The organism is Agromyces allii, assembly GCF_009749385.1.
Taxonomy (GTDB): domain Bacteria; phylum Actinomycetota; class Actinomycetes; order Actinomycetales; family Microbacteriaceae; genus Agromyces; species Agromyces allii.
Map to the genome: position 1 here is coordinate 214,773 of NZ_WBIN01000011.1, position 14,403 is coordinate 229,175.

7 protein-coding genes are annotated in these 14,403 nt (G+C 69.8%); 2 read left to right on the plus strand and 5 right to left on the minus strand.

Annotated features, from left to right (window positions below; genetic code table 11):
- Positions 1-87 precede the first annotated feature (87 nt).
- Positions 88-5,643, minus strand: a complete 5,556-nt coding sequence (locus tag GQR16_RS20080) for a ThuA domain-containing protein (protein ID WP_157415921.1) — start codon at positions 5,641-5,643, stop codon at positions 88-90.
- 308 nt (positions 5,644-5,951) lie between these two features.
- Positions 5,952-7,247: an enolase C-terminal domain-like protein gene (locus tag GQR16_RS14790; protein ID WP_157415922.1), complete on the minus strand. Its 1,296-nt coding sequence runs from the start codon at positions 7,245-7,247 to the stop codon at positions 5,952-5,954.
- A gap of 337 nt (positions 7,248-7,584) precedes the next feature.
- Here GQR16_RS14790 and GQR16_RS14795 point away from each other — a divergent pair, with 337 nt between their 5' ends.
- Complete coding sequence (locus GQR16_RS14795) at positions 7,585-11,394, plus strand: glycosyl hydrolase family 95 catalytic domain-containing protein (protein WP_157415923.1); 3,810 nt, start codon at positions 7,585-7,587, stop codon at positions 11,392-11,394.
- Between the two features lie 90 nt (positions 11,395-11,484).
- Here GQR16_RS14795 and GQR16_RS14800 read toward each other — a convergent pair whose 3' ends face one another.
- Both GQR16_RS14800 and GQR16_RS19755 read right to left on the minus strand, forming a co-directional pair.
- Positions 11,485-12,294, minus strand: a complete 810-nt coding sequence (locus GQR16_RS14800) for an SDR family NAD(P)-dependent oxidoreductase (protein WP_157415924.1) — start codon at positions 12,292-12,294, stop codon at positions 11,485-11,487.
- Positions 12,295-12,456: 162 nt separating this feature from the next.
- A complete protein-coding gene (locus GQR16_RS19755) occupies positions 12,457-13,392 on the minus strand; it encodes a lytic transglycosylase domain-containing protein (protein WP_211373527.1) in 936 nt (311 codons plus the stop codon).
- Positions 13,393-13,631: 239 nt separating this feature from the next.
- Between GQR16_RS19755 and GQR16_RS14810 the strand changes: the two genes are divergently transcribed.
- On the plus strand, positions 13,632-13,868 hold the full coding sequence (locus GQR16_RS14810) for a hypothetical protein (protein WP_157415925.1): 237 nt from the start codon (positions 13,632-13,634) through the stop codon (positions 13,866-13,868).
- Positions 13,869-13,883: 15 nt separating this feature from the next.
- On the opposite strand, the gene GQR16_RS14815 is transcribed toward GQR16_RS14810, so the two are convergent.
- Positions 13,884-14,369, minus strand: a complete 486-nt coding sequence (locus GQR16_RS14815) for a deaminase (RefSeq protein WP_157415926.1) — start codon at positions 14,367-14,369, stop codon at positions 13,884-13,886.
- Positions 14,370-14,403 lie beyond the last annotated feature (34 nt).

Genomic DNA, 14,403 nt, shown 5'->3' on the forward strand with positions numbered 1-14,403 from the left:
CTCCTTCTCATGGACCGGCGAGGATCGCCGGAGGTTGGGGGGTGGGGTGATGGGCGGCCCGCCGTCTCCGGCGGACCGCCCATCGGATCAGCCGCAGCGGTACGCGGGGTACTCGACCTCGGTCGTGGTGGTGATCGACTCGCCGGCGACGACTCCCGTCACCGTGACCGTGGCGGTCCCGGCGGGCAGTTCGACGAGGCGGGTCGTGAACGCGTGGAACGCGTTCTTGCCGGGCGCGACGGCGGCGAACGACTTGGTGCCGTAGGCCGTCGTGTACGCGACGGTCAGCGGAACCTCCTCGTTGTTCGTCGTCTGCAGCGTGAGCACCGCCTTGCCGGCGACGCAACGGGCGCCGGCCACGACGGTCACGTCGAGCGGGGACTCGAGGGCGGGAACCTCGAGGCTCGCCACCTCGCTCGTGTTGCCGGCGACGTCGGTCGCGCGGTACTCGACCGTCGAGGCACCGGTCGGCAGCTCGACCGGGTCGCCGTAGGCGGCCCACTCGGCGTCGCCGATGCGGTACTCGATCGAGTCGACGCCGCTCGTCGCGTCCTCGGCTGCGAGCTCGAGCGTCCGCAGCGTCGGGTCGGCCTCGTCGGTCGCGACCGATGCGGTCGGCACGGGTGCCGTCCGGTCGATCTTGAACGAGACCGACTGCGCCTCGGTCGAGCCTGCCGACGACGTCGAGGCACGGTACTGCAGTTCGTGCTCGCCCTCCTCGGTCACGACGACGGGCGCCGTGTACTCGACCCAGCCCGCACCGTCGAGGTTGACCTCGCGGTAGACGGTGCCGCTGCTGCCCTGGGCATCGACGGCGACGGTGACGTCACCCGTGTACCACCCGTTCTCGCCGGTCGGCGATTCGGGGGTGACGGACGCCGTGACCTCCAGCGGGTCCTCGACCACCTTGAAGTAGTCGAAGTAGGCGGTGTTCGACACCTGGCCCTGTGCCGAGTTGCCGAGGGCGTAGAGGCCGACCTTGGCGTCCGCGAGCGCGGTGTTCGACACCGTCTGCGCGATCGCCGTCCAGTTCACGCCGTCGGTGCTCGAGTACCCGGTGAAGGTCGTTCCGACCTTCTCCAGACGCAGCCACACGAGCCCGTTCGCCGGCGCCGGAGCGTTCGGCTGGGGGTTCTGCACGGCGTTGCCGATCTCGCTGCGCATCTCGAGGTTGCGTGCGATCGCCTGACCGGCCTCGTTCGTCGCGAGGATGTCGAGCTTCACGTAGTTGGCCGAGTCCTTGTAGAGGATCAGGCCGCCCTGCTGGTAGCGCCGGTCGAACTCCGAGGCGTCGACCTTCGTCTCCACGACCCAGTCGGTGGCCGGCTGGGGCTGGAGGACGAAGTTCGTCACACCGGTGTCGGTGTTGTAGATGTCGAACGGCGACGTGTCGATCTGCAGTCGGCCGTCGGCGACGCGGTACCCGGAGGCATCCTCGTTCACGACCTCCCAGCGGCAGGCGTCCAGCGCCGCACCGTCGAACTCGTCGTTCGGCGTGTCGGCGGTGGCGGTGTCGTCGGGCGTCACCTGGAACCAGTCGTACTTCGCGTTGACCACGCCGTACGCCTGCGAGGGCGCACTGTTGGAGCCGAGCGCGAGCAGGCCGATCTTCGGGTTCGAGATGCCGGCCAGGGTGAACGTGTCCGACATCGTGGTGAAGTCGGTTCCGTTCGCCGAGTACGAGGCGGTGACGGTGGTGCCGTCGCTGGCGAGCCGCACGTAGTACGTGTCGGGGAAGTCAGCTCCGAGCGCAGCCGAGTTGCGTTCGACCGGCGTCGCGTCGTCCTCCTTCAGGAACTGGAACACACGGTTCGCGGGGTCCGACGCCTGACCGCGTGCCATCTGCACGAGCTTCAGGTAGTTGTCGTCGTCGCCGTAGATCGTGAGTCCCGCCTGCTGGTACTGCACCCGGGCCGGGAAGTTCACCTTCGCGGTCATCGAGAACGCACCTTCAGGGATGTCCTGCAGGACGATGTTCGACGTTCCCGTGCCGGCGGCGTGGATGTCCGTCAGCGAGGCCGGGATCGTGAGCGCACCGTTCGCGACCTGCGCGAACTGGTCGGTGCGCACCGAGCGGTTCCACCGGTTCGTCGTGTCGAGCGCCGTGCCGTCGAATCCGTCGGAGCGACCGCTGTAGCAGATGCCGATCGGCGCCGAGTCGACGGTGATCGTCTGCTTGAAGTCGCGGTACGCGCCGCCACCGTCGGTCACGCGCACCGTGAGGGTGTACGCGCCGGGGGTGGTGTACGTGGTCGCGAACTCCGAGGTGCCGCTGACGAAGCCGCCGCCGGTTCCGGCATCCCACTTGTAGGTGAGGAGGCTGGAGTCGCCGTCGGGGTCGGTCGCGTCGATGGAGGCGTTCACCGCGAGCGGCGGCTCCCCGCTCGTCACGTCGACCGTGAGCTCGCCGGTCGGCGAGGCGTTGGTGTCGACGCCGTCGCCCTCGAAGACGAGGTTGTTGACGTTCGCGCCGCCCGAGGTCAGCACGAAGTACAACTTGCCCGTCTCGCCGTTCGTCGCCGACGTGTCCAGCGCCATCGGGAAGTCCCGATAGGTCTGCCACGCGGGCTGCCCGTTCGAGCCGTTCGTCGGCTGGAAGGTCACCGTGCCGAGCGTGGGCCCGGTCGGCGAGTTCCAGCGCGCCGCGATGGTGCCGTCGCCGGCGAAGCCCTTCGCGATGCGCAGCGACACCGAGTCGATGCCCTTCAGGTTGATCGGCTCGTACGCCCACCAGTCGTTCGTCTCGATGTGGCTGACGTTGCGTCCGCCGCCGGCCGAGTCGCCCGTGGTCTCGGTGCGCACCCCGTCATCGGCTCCACCGGTTCCGCCGATGCGGCCGGTCTCGTCGAAGTACTCCGCCTGGAAGTACTTGGGGTTGAGGATGTTCGTGCCGAAGCCGGTGAGCGGGACGCCTGCGGCGCCGCCGTCGTCGGCGTAGTTCACGTTGATCACCCAGAACAGGTTCGCCTCGAGGCCGTGGCCCGCGTCGCGGATCGTCTGGATGCTCCCCTCGCAGCCGTGCTGCTCGCCGAAGTCGTGGTTGTGCGAGTCGTGGCCGAGGGCCGCGACGACCGTGACGTTCGAGCAGTCGATGGGGCCCGAGGCATCCGGGTCGTTCACCGTCACCTCGTAGCGCACCTGGTCGCCCCACTCGAAGAACCCGCCCTGTTCGGGGAAGGTGATCTCCACGGTCGGAACCGCGTTGCCGACGACGATCTGCACGTTCGCGACCGCCGAGTGGCCGAGCTCGTCGGTCACCGTGAGCTGTGCCGTGTACCGGCCGGCGCCCTCGTAGGTGTGCGTCGGGTTGGCAGCGCTCGAGGTCGCCGTGCCGTCGCCGAAGTTCCATTCGAGCGTGTAGTCGAGGGCGAGCGGATGACGCGTGCCCTCGGAGCTGAAGTTGACCGTCAGCGTCTCGTCGGGACCGTTCGTCACGTCGGCCGAGGCGCGCGCGATCGGAGAGGGACTGCCCTGGACGTAGTCGATGCGGTAGACGCCGGAGTCGGCCGTCGAGCCGCCGAAGTCCGAGCCCCAGTCGATGACGTAGAGCGCGCCGTCCGGGCCGAACTCGAAGTCCATCGAACGGTGCCAGTCACCGCCGCCGTCGAAGATGGCGGGCAGGATCCGGTTGATGTCGACGATCTCGGAGCCGGTCTCCTCGTCGAGCTGGATCGAGTACTGCTTGCCCTGGTTCCATTCGCCGAAGATCGCCTTGCCGTCCCAGTACGCCGGCCACTTGGTCTCGGACTCGAGGTCGGGGTCGAACCGGTAGACGGGGCCGCCCATGGGGGCACCGCTGTTGCCGATCTCGGGGTAGAGCGCCGCCGTGCCGTTCTCGGTCCACCACTCGGGCTGGATTACGGGCGGGAGCGTCGTCAGGCCGGTGTTGTTCGGGCTGTTGTTGATCGGCGCGGCCGGGTCGAACGCGGCACCCGCGGTCGAGGTCGCGAAGTTCCAGTCCCGGTAGCACTTGATGCCCACGCAGAGCGGCCAGCCGTAGTTGCCCGGCTCGTCGACGATGTTCCACTCAACCGTGCCGCCGGGGCCGCGGTTCGCGTTCGCCGCTCCGGCGTCGGGGCCGTAGTCGGCGACGAACAGCTTGTTCGTCTGCGGGTCGAGACCGATCCGGAACGGGTTCCGGAAGCCCATGGCGTAGACCTCGGGGCGGGTCTTGTTCGCGGTGTCCTCCGCTTCGTCGAACAGGTTGCCCTCGGGGATCGTGTACGTGCCGTCGGCCTGCGGCGTGATGCGGAGCACCTTGCCGCGGAGGTCGTTGGTGTTCGCCGACGACTTCTGCGCGTCGAAGTCCGAGCGACCCGTGCGCTCGTCGATCGGCGCGTAGCCGTCGGACTCGAACGGGTTGGTGTTGTCACCGGTGGCGAGCACGAGGTTGCCGTCGTTGTCGAACAGCATGTCGCCGCCCGCGTGGCAGCAGGTGTTGCGCTGCGTCGTCACCTTCATGAGCACCTTCTCGGATGCGAGCGACGCCGTCTTCGTGCCGAAGTCGTACGTGAACCGCGAGAGCCGGTTGTGGGGGCCGTCGCCGCCGACGTTGTTCGGGGCGTAGTAGAGGTACACCCAGCCGTTCTCGGCGAAGTCGGGGTCGAGCACGACGCCGAGCAGGCCGTCTTCGTTGGCCTGGGTCACGGCGAGCGTCAGCGCGGTCGTCGTGGCGTTGGTGTCGGGGTCGATCTGCTGCAGGCGACCGTTGCGCTCGGCGTAGAACACCTTGCCGTCGGGCGCGATGTCCATCGCCATCGGGTTCTGCGTGTTGTCGTCGAGCGTGATCTTCTCGTAGTTCGCGCTCTGCGTCGCCGAGCAACCGGAGGGCACGACGCCCGCCGCGATCTCGAGGCCGCCGAGGATGTGCTGGCGGAAGGCCGGGATCTCGTAGTTCGACTCGATGTGACCGAGGCCCGTGTACCACGAGCGGCCGCCTTCGTAGTCGGCCTGGCACCAGGCGATCGGGTGATCGGCGCCCTGGGTGCCGCCCGTGTAGCTGGTCTCGTCGAGCGAGAGGAGCACGTGCACGTTGTCGCGCGTGAAGTTGCGGTAGTTGTACCACTCGTCGCTGAGGACCCAGGTGTCGCCCTCGAGGTGCATGGTCGACGGGTTGACCTTGTCCTCGATCTTCACCGTGGCCTGCTGGGGCGCGGGGTGGCCGTTGAAGTACCCGCCGACGAGGCCGCCGTAGAACGGCCAGTCGTACTCGGTGTCGCTCGCGGAGTGGATGCCGGCGTAGCCGCCGCCGCCGCGGATGTACTCCTCGAAGGTCGTCTGCTCGTCGGCGGTGAGCACGTCGCCGGTCGTCGAGTTGAAGACGACGGCGTCGAAGAGCGCGAGTTCGGCCGCGTTCGCGGGGGCGAAGACGCTCGAGTCCTCGGTGAAGACGGCCTCGAAGCCGTTCTCCTCGGCCAGGTCCTCGATGAGGGTGTTCGCCGGGGTGATCGAACCATGGCGGAAGCCGGCCGTCTCCGAGAACACGAGGACGCGGAAGTCCGCCGTCGCCTCGAGATCGGCGGCCTGCGCCGCTGGTGGTGGGCTCCAGAGTGCCGGCAACGCGAGGCCGGCGACGACCGCGAGCGCGGTCGCGAACGCCGTCGTTCGCCGACGGGTTCGTGGGATGGGGACTGCTCTGTGCACGATGCGCTCCTGAGTGTCGTCGGTCGGTCGCGCCCCAGCGTCGACCAGACCTCGGTCGACAGTGACAGCGCTCGGCCCGATGCTATGGAGGGTTTTTGTTGTTTGTCAAGCAGAATTAACGGATGCCGGAATTCAAGCCGATCCCGACGCCGAAACGCGCGCCGATGCACGGTGCAGGGCGAATCATCCTGATTCACAACAATTCGGCCGCACAGACCTGGATCGGCGCGCTCCGTCCACCCGCCCGATGCACGAGAAGCGGCTACGGGACCCGCAGATGGGAGGCGCCGGAGCCCGGACGGAACGGGTCAGGCGACGCCGTCGAGCGCGGAGAGCATCGGCCACATGTGGTCGCCGAGGCTGGTCGGGAGCATCTCGGCCCCCGAGCCGGGGAAGAGCGGTGCGCGGTACCGCCCGTCGCGGACCTCGGCGGGAGTCACGAAGTGCTCGTGGTACCGATCGACGTGCTCGATCGCACGCCCCTCCATCGACCCGCTGACGGCGATGTAGTCGAACATCGCCAGGTGCTGCACGACCTCGGACAGTCCCGCGCCGCCAGCGCGCGGACAGACCGGCACGCCGGTGCCCGCGGCGAGAAGGAGGCTCGCGATGTTCTCGTTGACGGCCGTCGCATCGATCTGGAGGTAGCCGATGGCGTTCAGCTGCAGCAGCTGCTTCACCATGACCGGGCTGAGCGCGTGCTCCCCGGTGGCGATCGGCACGGGCGTGACCGCGTGGGCGATCGCGGCGTGCCCGAGGAGGTCGACCGGGCTGGTCGGATCCTCGACCCAGTGCAGGTCGAATTCGCTCAACGCCGAGATCCAGCCGACGGCCTCGTCGACCCCCCACCGCCGATCGGCGTCCACCGCGATCGCGATGTCGGGCCCGCACACCTCGCGGGCGATCGCGAGCCGACGGCGGTCGTCGACGAGGTTCGCGCCGACCTTGAGCTTGATCTGCGTGAAGCCGTCTGCCATCGCCTCGCGGCAGAGCCGCTCGAGCAGCTCGTCGGAGTACCAGAGCTCCCCCGGCGATGCGGCGGCAGCCGGATACCCCTCGGCGAGCAACCGTCGCTCGCGCTGCGCCCGGTGCGGCAGCACCGCTTCGAGGATCGCCAGCGCCTCCTCGGCCGACAGCGCGTCGGACAGGTAGCGGAAGTCGACGAGCCGCACGATCTCGGCCGACGGCATGCCGGCCAGCAGACGCCACAGCGGGAGCCCGGCTCGTTTCGCCTTGAGGTCCCACAGCGCATTGATCACCGCGCCGGCCGCCCGATGCGCGAGGCCGCCGTCGGGCGCGAGCCATCCACGTCGGGTGTGGTCGACGAGCGTGCGCCAGGTCTCGCCCATGTCGGCGAGGAGGGAGTCGAGCCTGCGATCCTCGATGATCGCCATCACCGCCTCGATCGCCGCGAGCTGCACGTCGCCGCTGCCGCCGGCCGAGAAGACGAAACCGTGCCCCTCCGCGCCGTCGATCGCATCGTCGCTGATCGTCAGGTACGCGGCAGCACAATCGGCATCACGGCTCGCGGCACCTGCGCCGTCGAGCCGGGATGGGGAAGCGAATCGTATTTCACTCGTGAGATAAGAGAATGCTGCACCCATGCTGGCCTCCGGGGCTCAGTAAACATCGGATCTATACCCGCCGTCAACCGACGGCCTCGATGGGATGCGGTCGCGATTGAACGGGTCGCGACTTTCGTTCAATCCTTCGAAATTATCAGCGCAGCCTCCGCCAGGCGGAATCATCCGACGGCATTCAGCGCGTTCTGTTCAGGATCACGTTTGCACCGACGTATTTGTTGAAGAAATCCCCAAATTCATGACGAAGTACCCCTTTTGAGCGCCAAGCGTCCTTGACACATCGGATGTCTGGTCGATACACAGAGTGTCGACGGTGGGCTGGAGCCCGCCGCGCGACGACGACGTCCGGAGGCCGATGATGACCGAAGACCACAAGACCGGGGCCGGTGCGCGACCGCACCGCCAGACCGGAAGACCGAGTTCGCCGCGCAGGGTGCGCGGCGCCACGGCCGCAGGGCTCGCCGCCCTGCTGTCGATCCCCCTGTACGCCTCCGCGGCCATGCCTGCCGCGGCCGCGGAGCCCGAGCAGCCGACGCGCATCGCCGGGGCGCCGGATGTCGTGTGGTTCGACGAACCGCTGTCGACCGTCGGCGACCACCAGCGCAACTGGGAGCAGCGCGCGCTGCCGATCGGCAACGGCGCGCTCGGCGCCGTGGTCTACGGCGGCGTCTCCGACGAGCGGATCCAGCTCAACGAGAAGACGCTCTGGTCGGGCGGACCCGGCTCGCAGGGCGGCTACGACTACGGCAACTGGACCGACGGCCGCGGGCCGCAGACGATCCAGCAGGCGCGCGACCTCATCACCGCGTCGCCCACGGGAGGCGTCGCGCCCACTGCCATCGCGAGCCTGCTCGGCCAGCCGAAGAAGAACTTCGGCTCGTACCAGACCTTCGGCGACCTGAACCTCACGATGACCGGCATCGGCGCGGCGACCGACTACCGACGACAGCTCGACATCGGGGATTCCCTCGTCACGACGAGCTTCACCGCCGACGGCGTCGACTACACGCGGGAGTACTTCGCCTCCGCCGCCGACGACGTCCTCGTGGTGCGCCTGACCGCGGACGAGCCGGGCCGGATCGGGTTCACCGCTCAGGTCGCCCTTCCCGGTGGTCGGAGCGGCGTCGTCCAGCAGGCCCAGGCAGGACGCCTGACCACGTCGGGCACCCTGTCGAACAACGGGCTCCGGTTCGAGTCGCAGCTGGCCGTCGACAACGACGGCGGCACCGTCGCGAACAACGGCAACGGCACGGTCACGGTCAGCGGTGCGAACGAGGTCACCCTCGTGCTCGGCGCCGCGACCGACTTCGCGATGGACTACTCCGACGACTACCGCAGCGGCGTGAATCCGCACGTGCCGGTCACGGCCGCCGTCGATGCAGCGACCGCGCGCACGTACGACGCCCTCCTCGAGCGGCACCAGGACGACTACGGGTCGCTCTTCGATCGCGTCGGACTCGACCTCGGCGGTGCCGAGCTGCCCGACATCCCCACCGACGAACTGCTCGCGGCCTACCGCGGCACGATCGACGCCGAGAGCGCTCGGGCGCTCGAGTCCCTGTACTTCCAGTACGGGCGCTACCTCCTCATCTCCTCCTCCCGGGCCGGCTCGCTCCCCGCGAACCTGCAGGGCGTGTGGAACCGGGTCAACAATCCCCCGTGGGACGCCGACTACCACGTCAACATCAACCTCCAGATGAACTACTGGCCGGCCGAGACGACGAACCTCAGCGAGACGACCGAACCGTTCTTCGACTACGTCGAGTCGATGGTGCCCGCGGGCACCGAGACCGCAACCGAGATGTACGGCGCCGACGGCTGGGTCGTCGGCAACGAGACGAACCCGTACGGGTTCACCGGCCTGCACAACTACGCGTACTCGTTCTGGCAGCCCGACGCCGCGGCCTGGCTCGCGCAGCACTTCTGGGAGCACTACCTGTTCACCCAGGACGAGGAGTTCCTGCGCGAGCGCGCCTACCCGATGCTGAAGTCGGTGTCGGAGTTCTGGATCGACTTCCTCGTCGAGGACGCCGACGGCACCTACGTCGTCACGCCCAGCTACTCGCCCGAGCAGGGCGACTTCACGGTCGGTGCGTCGATCTCGCAGCAGATCGTGACCGAGGTGCTCACCTCGACCGCGGCCGCCGCCGACCTCGTCGGCGAGGACGACGACACCTACCTCGGAGAGCTCGGCGACAAGCTCGACCACGTCTACCCCGGTCTCGCGATCGGCTCGTGGGGGCAGCTCAAGGAGTGGAAGGTCGAGCAGGCCCTCGACAACCCGGGCAACCAGCATCGCCACGTGTCGCACCTGTACGCGCTCTTCCCGGGCTCGGCCGTCTCGCCCGCCGAGACGCCCGAACTCGCTGCGGCGGCACGCACGTCGCTCGAGGGTCGAGGCGACGGCGGCACCGGCTGGTCGAAGGCCTGGAAGATCAACTTCTGGGCTCGCCTGCTCGACGGCGACCGGGCGCACAAGCTCCTCGGCGAGCAGCTCAAGGGCTCGACCCTCGACAACCTGTGGGACGACCACCCGCCCTTCCAGATCGACGGCAACTTCGGCGCGACCTCCGGTGTCGCCGAGATGCTGCTGCAGAGCCAGGCCGGGCGCATCGACGTCCTTCCGGCGCTGCCGTCGGCCTGGCCCGACGGCTCCTACTCGGGGCTCAAGGCACGTGGCGACGTCGAGGTCGGCGCAGCCTGGCAGGACGGTTCGGTCCGCGAGATCACGCTCACCCCGTCGCGCGACGGCGAGGTGCGCGTGGCGAACCAGATCTTCAAGCCGGGCTTCTTCACCCTGAAGGACGCGGACGGCACGATCATCGAGCCGACACTCGACGACGGGGTCGCCACGTTCGACGGCGAAGCCGGCGAGGAGTACACCGTCACGGCGGAGGTCGCCCTCGCGATCAGCGCACCGGCCTCGGCCGTGAGCGGCGACGAGATCCCGGTCGTGGTGCGCGTCGAGGCGATCGGCTCGGAGCCCGTCACTGGCGCGAGCGTCGCGGTCAGCGTACCCGCCGACACGGCACCGGGCGTTCCCGCCTGGTCGGCGACGCCGGCCACCGTGGACTTCGACCCGATCGCGGCGGGATCATCCGCTGAACGGACCGTCACCGTCACCGTCGGCGCCGGAAACGCGTCGAGGCAGTCGCCGATCACGGCGACGCTCACCCGCGACGGCGCGTCGGTCTCGACGACGACGGTCGTGAACGTGAAGCCGCCGACCCCGTGCCCGGTCCCGGACGCCGAAAACCCGCTCGTCGCCTGGAACCTCGGCGGCGACGCCGACGGCGACGCGTCGCCCTACGACCGCGACTGGCGGATCCAGGGCACGCTCCCGTCCATCGCCGAGGGGCCGACTGGAACCGCGCAACGGATGAGCAGTGCGGGGTACGTCACGAGCGTCGCGCCGTTCTCGCTCGGGTACCTCGAGGAGTCGACGTTCGCCGCGGAGTTCAAGATCGATCCCGGACAGTCGGGCCACCGACGGCTGTTCGACCACCGGGCCGCGAACAGCGACTCCGACGGCATCCTGATCGACCTGACCCCGTCGAACAACGTCCGCATCATCACGGCGGGCACGGGCACGACCACCACGGCCGTCGTGCCGACCGGGCGATGGTTCTCGCTCGCCGTGACCTTCACCACCGGCGGGCTCATCACGGTCTACGTCGACGGGTCGCAGGCCGCCACGGCGACGATCAGCGGGTACCAGGCCGCCAACGCGTGCACGTCGCGAACGCTCCACATCGGGGCGAACCGCGACGGCGGCGAACGGCAGTCGGGTGGCGTCGACCGGCTCGCGATCTTCGGTCGCGCGCTCACCGCGGCCGAGGTCGGCGGCTGGCAGGCGCTCGCGTTCCCGCCCGTGACGCCGACGCTCGCCGTCACGGCGACGGCCGCCGCACGGTGCGTGGCCGGGAAGGTCGTCTCGACCGTCACGGTGAAGAACGAGGACGAGGTGCCCATCGACGTCGGCATCACGTCGACGTTCGGAAACCGGTCGTTCGCGGCGATCGCGCCGGGCAAGAACGCCTTCCACGGCTTCACGACCCGCGCGACGAGCATCCCTGCAGGCGAGGCGACGGTCGAGCTCACCGCGACCGTCGAGGGTGAGCGCGTGACCCAGACCGTCGTGGCGCCGTATCCGGCCCACAGCTGCTGACGGACCCGACGGGGTGGCGGTGCACGACGCACCGTCACCCCGTCGGCTCGGCCGATCAGCGGATCGGCCCAGCAGCGGATCAGCCGCGGATCAGCCGAGCAGGCTGCCCATCTGCTTCGCGATGAGCTTCGTCGCGTACTGGGGGTTGATGCGCGAGATGCGGTCCATCGCGGCCGCGTCGGGGCCGATCGTGGCCCGGTACTTCCCCTTGGCGAGCGCGTCGACGATGGTCCGCCCGGCGACGACGGGGCTCGTCGTCTTGTAGGCGGCCGCTGCGGCCGACTCCTTCGATTCGCCGCCGGCCAGCTCGACGCCCGAGTTCGCGGCGATGTCGGTGCCGATCGCCCCGGGGAACACGATCGTGACCTGCACGTTCGTGTCGAGCAGCTCGGCGTAGAGCGCCTCGGTGACGAGCTTCACCGCGGCCTTCGAGGCACCGTAGACCGCCTGGCCGGGCACCGGCGCGTAGGCGCCCATGCTCGCGACGTTGAGGATCGCAGCCTCGGGGCGCGCGAGGAGCGTGGGCAGGAACGCCTTGCACATGTTCATGACGCCGCCGAAGTTCACGCTCATGACCTTGTCGATCTCGGAGAACGGCAGGTCCTCGACCTTGACGAACTTCTGGATCACGCCGGCGATGTTCAGGATGCCGTCGACCCGGCCGTGCGCGAGCTCGACCGCCGCAGGCAGTGCCTCGATCGCCTCGCGGTCGGTGATGTTCGCGGCGTGCACCGTGAAGCGGTCGCCGGCGTCGGCGAGGCGCGCGGTCTCGGCGAGCCCCGCCTCGTTCAGGTCGACGCCCGCGACCGAGGCGCCGCGCGCGATGAGCTGGAGTGCGACCTCGCGGCCGATGCCGTTGCCGGCGCCGGTCACGACGAAGACGTTGCCGTCGATGTTCATGGGTGGGTGCTCCTTGACGGCCGGGGCCGTCGGGTCGGGTCGCGCACGACGGCGACGCCGCACGCAGGTGAACGGCCGGGTATCGCCGTCTGGCGATGCTATCGAGCCGGGCGGATGCCGCGGCATCCGTTCGCCCTCGGTGCCGGCGAGTGCGGCGCAGCCCTAGCCGACCGCTGCCGCGTAGCCCTGGGCGACCTTCGCGACCTTGTCGACGTAGTCGTTGTCGTGGTTGTACGAGTAGATCGCCGCGCGCCACCCCTCGGGCGTCGTCATCGATCCGGAGGCGCAGAGGTAGGTGGCCGTGGTGAGCGCGGCGTCGTCGATCTGGTTCGGGTCGATCAGCCCGTCGCCGTTGCCGTCGGCCCCCCACTGCACCCACGTCGACGGGATGAACTGCATCGGACCCACCGCGCGGTCCCAGGTGAGGTCGCCGTCGAGCGTGCCGCCGTCGGTGTCGGGGATCTTCGCCACGCCGTTGCCGTCGAGCGCCCGCCCGATGATGGCCGGCTGCGCGAGGCCCGCGTCGTCGAGCGCTGCTCCCCCGTGGCTGCCGTGGCCCGATTCGATCGAGCCGATGGCGGCGACCGTCGCCCAGTCGACCCCGCATTCGGGATCCTGCGCGGCGAGCACGATGTGCGCGAGGGCGTAGGCGGCCAGTGCGCGTTCGGGGATGCCGGTGCTCGAGGCGATCTGCTCCGACCACTCGGCGTCGACGAGCGGCATGGGCGCGGGCGCCGGCATCTGCACCGCCCCGGAGAGGCCGGAAGGCTCGTCGGGCGTCGAGGCGTCGCCCTCGGCGAGCGCCTCGCCCGTGTCGGACGGCTGCGGATCGGCCGACTCCCCGGCCTGCGTCGTGGAGGGCGGCAGCGCGACGTGCGGGCCATCGGCTGCCGGCGCGGCGAACCCGCCCGGGTTGGTCGCCGTGCCGACCACGTTCACGGCGACGACGGCGCCGACGACCAGCGCGACCGCGCCGACCACGACGCCCGCGTACGCGGCAGAACGGCGCACGATCTGCCATGCCGTGGCCCGCTCGCGCACTCGACGATGCCCGCCGCGCTCCTCTGCGTCGGCGTCGAAATCGTCGTCCCAAGACATCGGTCAGTCACTCCGTTCGGGCCGTGGTTCAGGGCTGCCCGTCGTGTCACTCGTCGCCGGCACGGTGCCCGGCGGCAGTGATCCCATTCACCCTACGCGTGCGCCGCGTCCACCGCGAGGGCGCGGTGCGATGAGTGCGCGGCGGTGCGGGATCGAGGGCCCGATCTCCCCCGCGCGACGGATCCGCCGCACTCGCCGCCGCCCTAGCGTGGAGCACACGAACGGGAGGAACCGCCGCCATGGCCTCGCAATCGACGCCGCAGACGTCCGTCTGGTACTTCGTGGGCGCGACGTTCAGCTTCGTCCTGCCCTCGATGCTCCTGCCCGACGGCATGCGGCTCTGGGCGCAGGTCCTCGGCCTCGTGCTGGGCTTCGCGCTCCTCATCACGGGCCTCGTCGTCTTCGTGCGGGAGCAGCGGGCGGGGCGTACGCCCGAATCCGGGCCGGCGGCGCAGGGCGAGCACGACCCTCGGTAGCCGCCCCGAGCAGTGTCAGGCCCCGCGCGCCGCCCGCACGATGAGCGAGTGGATCTCGGGCACCAGTTCGTCGACGGGCCCCTCGACCACCAGTCCAGGGGCGACCGTCGTGATCGGCAGCGGCGTCACGACGGAGCGCACGGCGCCGGCATCCCGTCGCCAGGCGGCGATCTGCTCGGCCGACGCGACGTAGACGATGCGGCCGAGGCCGACCCACGCGTGTGCGGCCGCGCACATCGCGCAGTGCTCCCCCGACGTGTAGACGGTCGACGCGGCTCGCTCGTCGGGCGTCAGGTTCGCGACGGCCCAGCGCACGATCTCGAGCTCCGGATGCCGCGTCGGGTCGCCCGTGCTCTCCTCGCGGTTTCGATCGGCGCACCGTTCGTCGCCGTGGCCGTCGACGAGCACCGAGCCGAACGGCCCGTCGCCCGAGTCGGCGGCTTCGCGCGCGAGCGCCACCGCGCGGCGCAGGTGGATGAGGTCTGCCTCTGTGATCGCCATGCCGCAAGTCTGCCGTTCCCGGCGCCCGCCGTCA

Coding starts and splice junctions, on each gene's coding strand:
- GQR16_RS14815 (WP_157415926.1), bottom strand. CDS start 14,369: ATGGCGATCACAGAGGCAGACCTCATCCACCTGCGCCGCGCGGTGGCG.
- GQR16_RS14800 (WP_157415924.1), bottom strand. CDS start 12,294: ATGAACATCGACGGCAACGTCTTCGTCGTGACCGGCGCCGGCAACGGC.
- GQR16_RS14795 (WP_157415923.1), top strand. CDS start 7,585: ATGACCGAAGACCACAAGACCGGGGCCGGTGCGCGACCGCACCGCCAG.
- GQR16_RS19755 (WP_211373527.1), bottom strand. CDS start 13,392: ATGTCTTGGGACGACGATTTCGACGCCGACGCAGAGGAGCGCGGCGGG.
- GQR16_RS14810 (WP_157415925.1), top strand. CDS start 13,632: ATGGCCTCGCAATCGACGCCGCAGACGTCCGTCTGGTACTTCGTGGGC.
- GQR16_RS14790 (WP_157415922.1), bottom strand. CDS start 7,247: ATGGGTGCAGCATTCTCTTATCTCACGAGTGAAATACGATTCGCTTCC.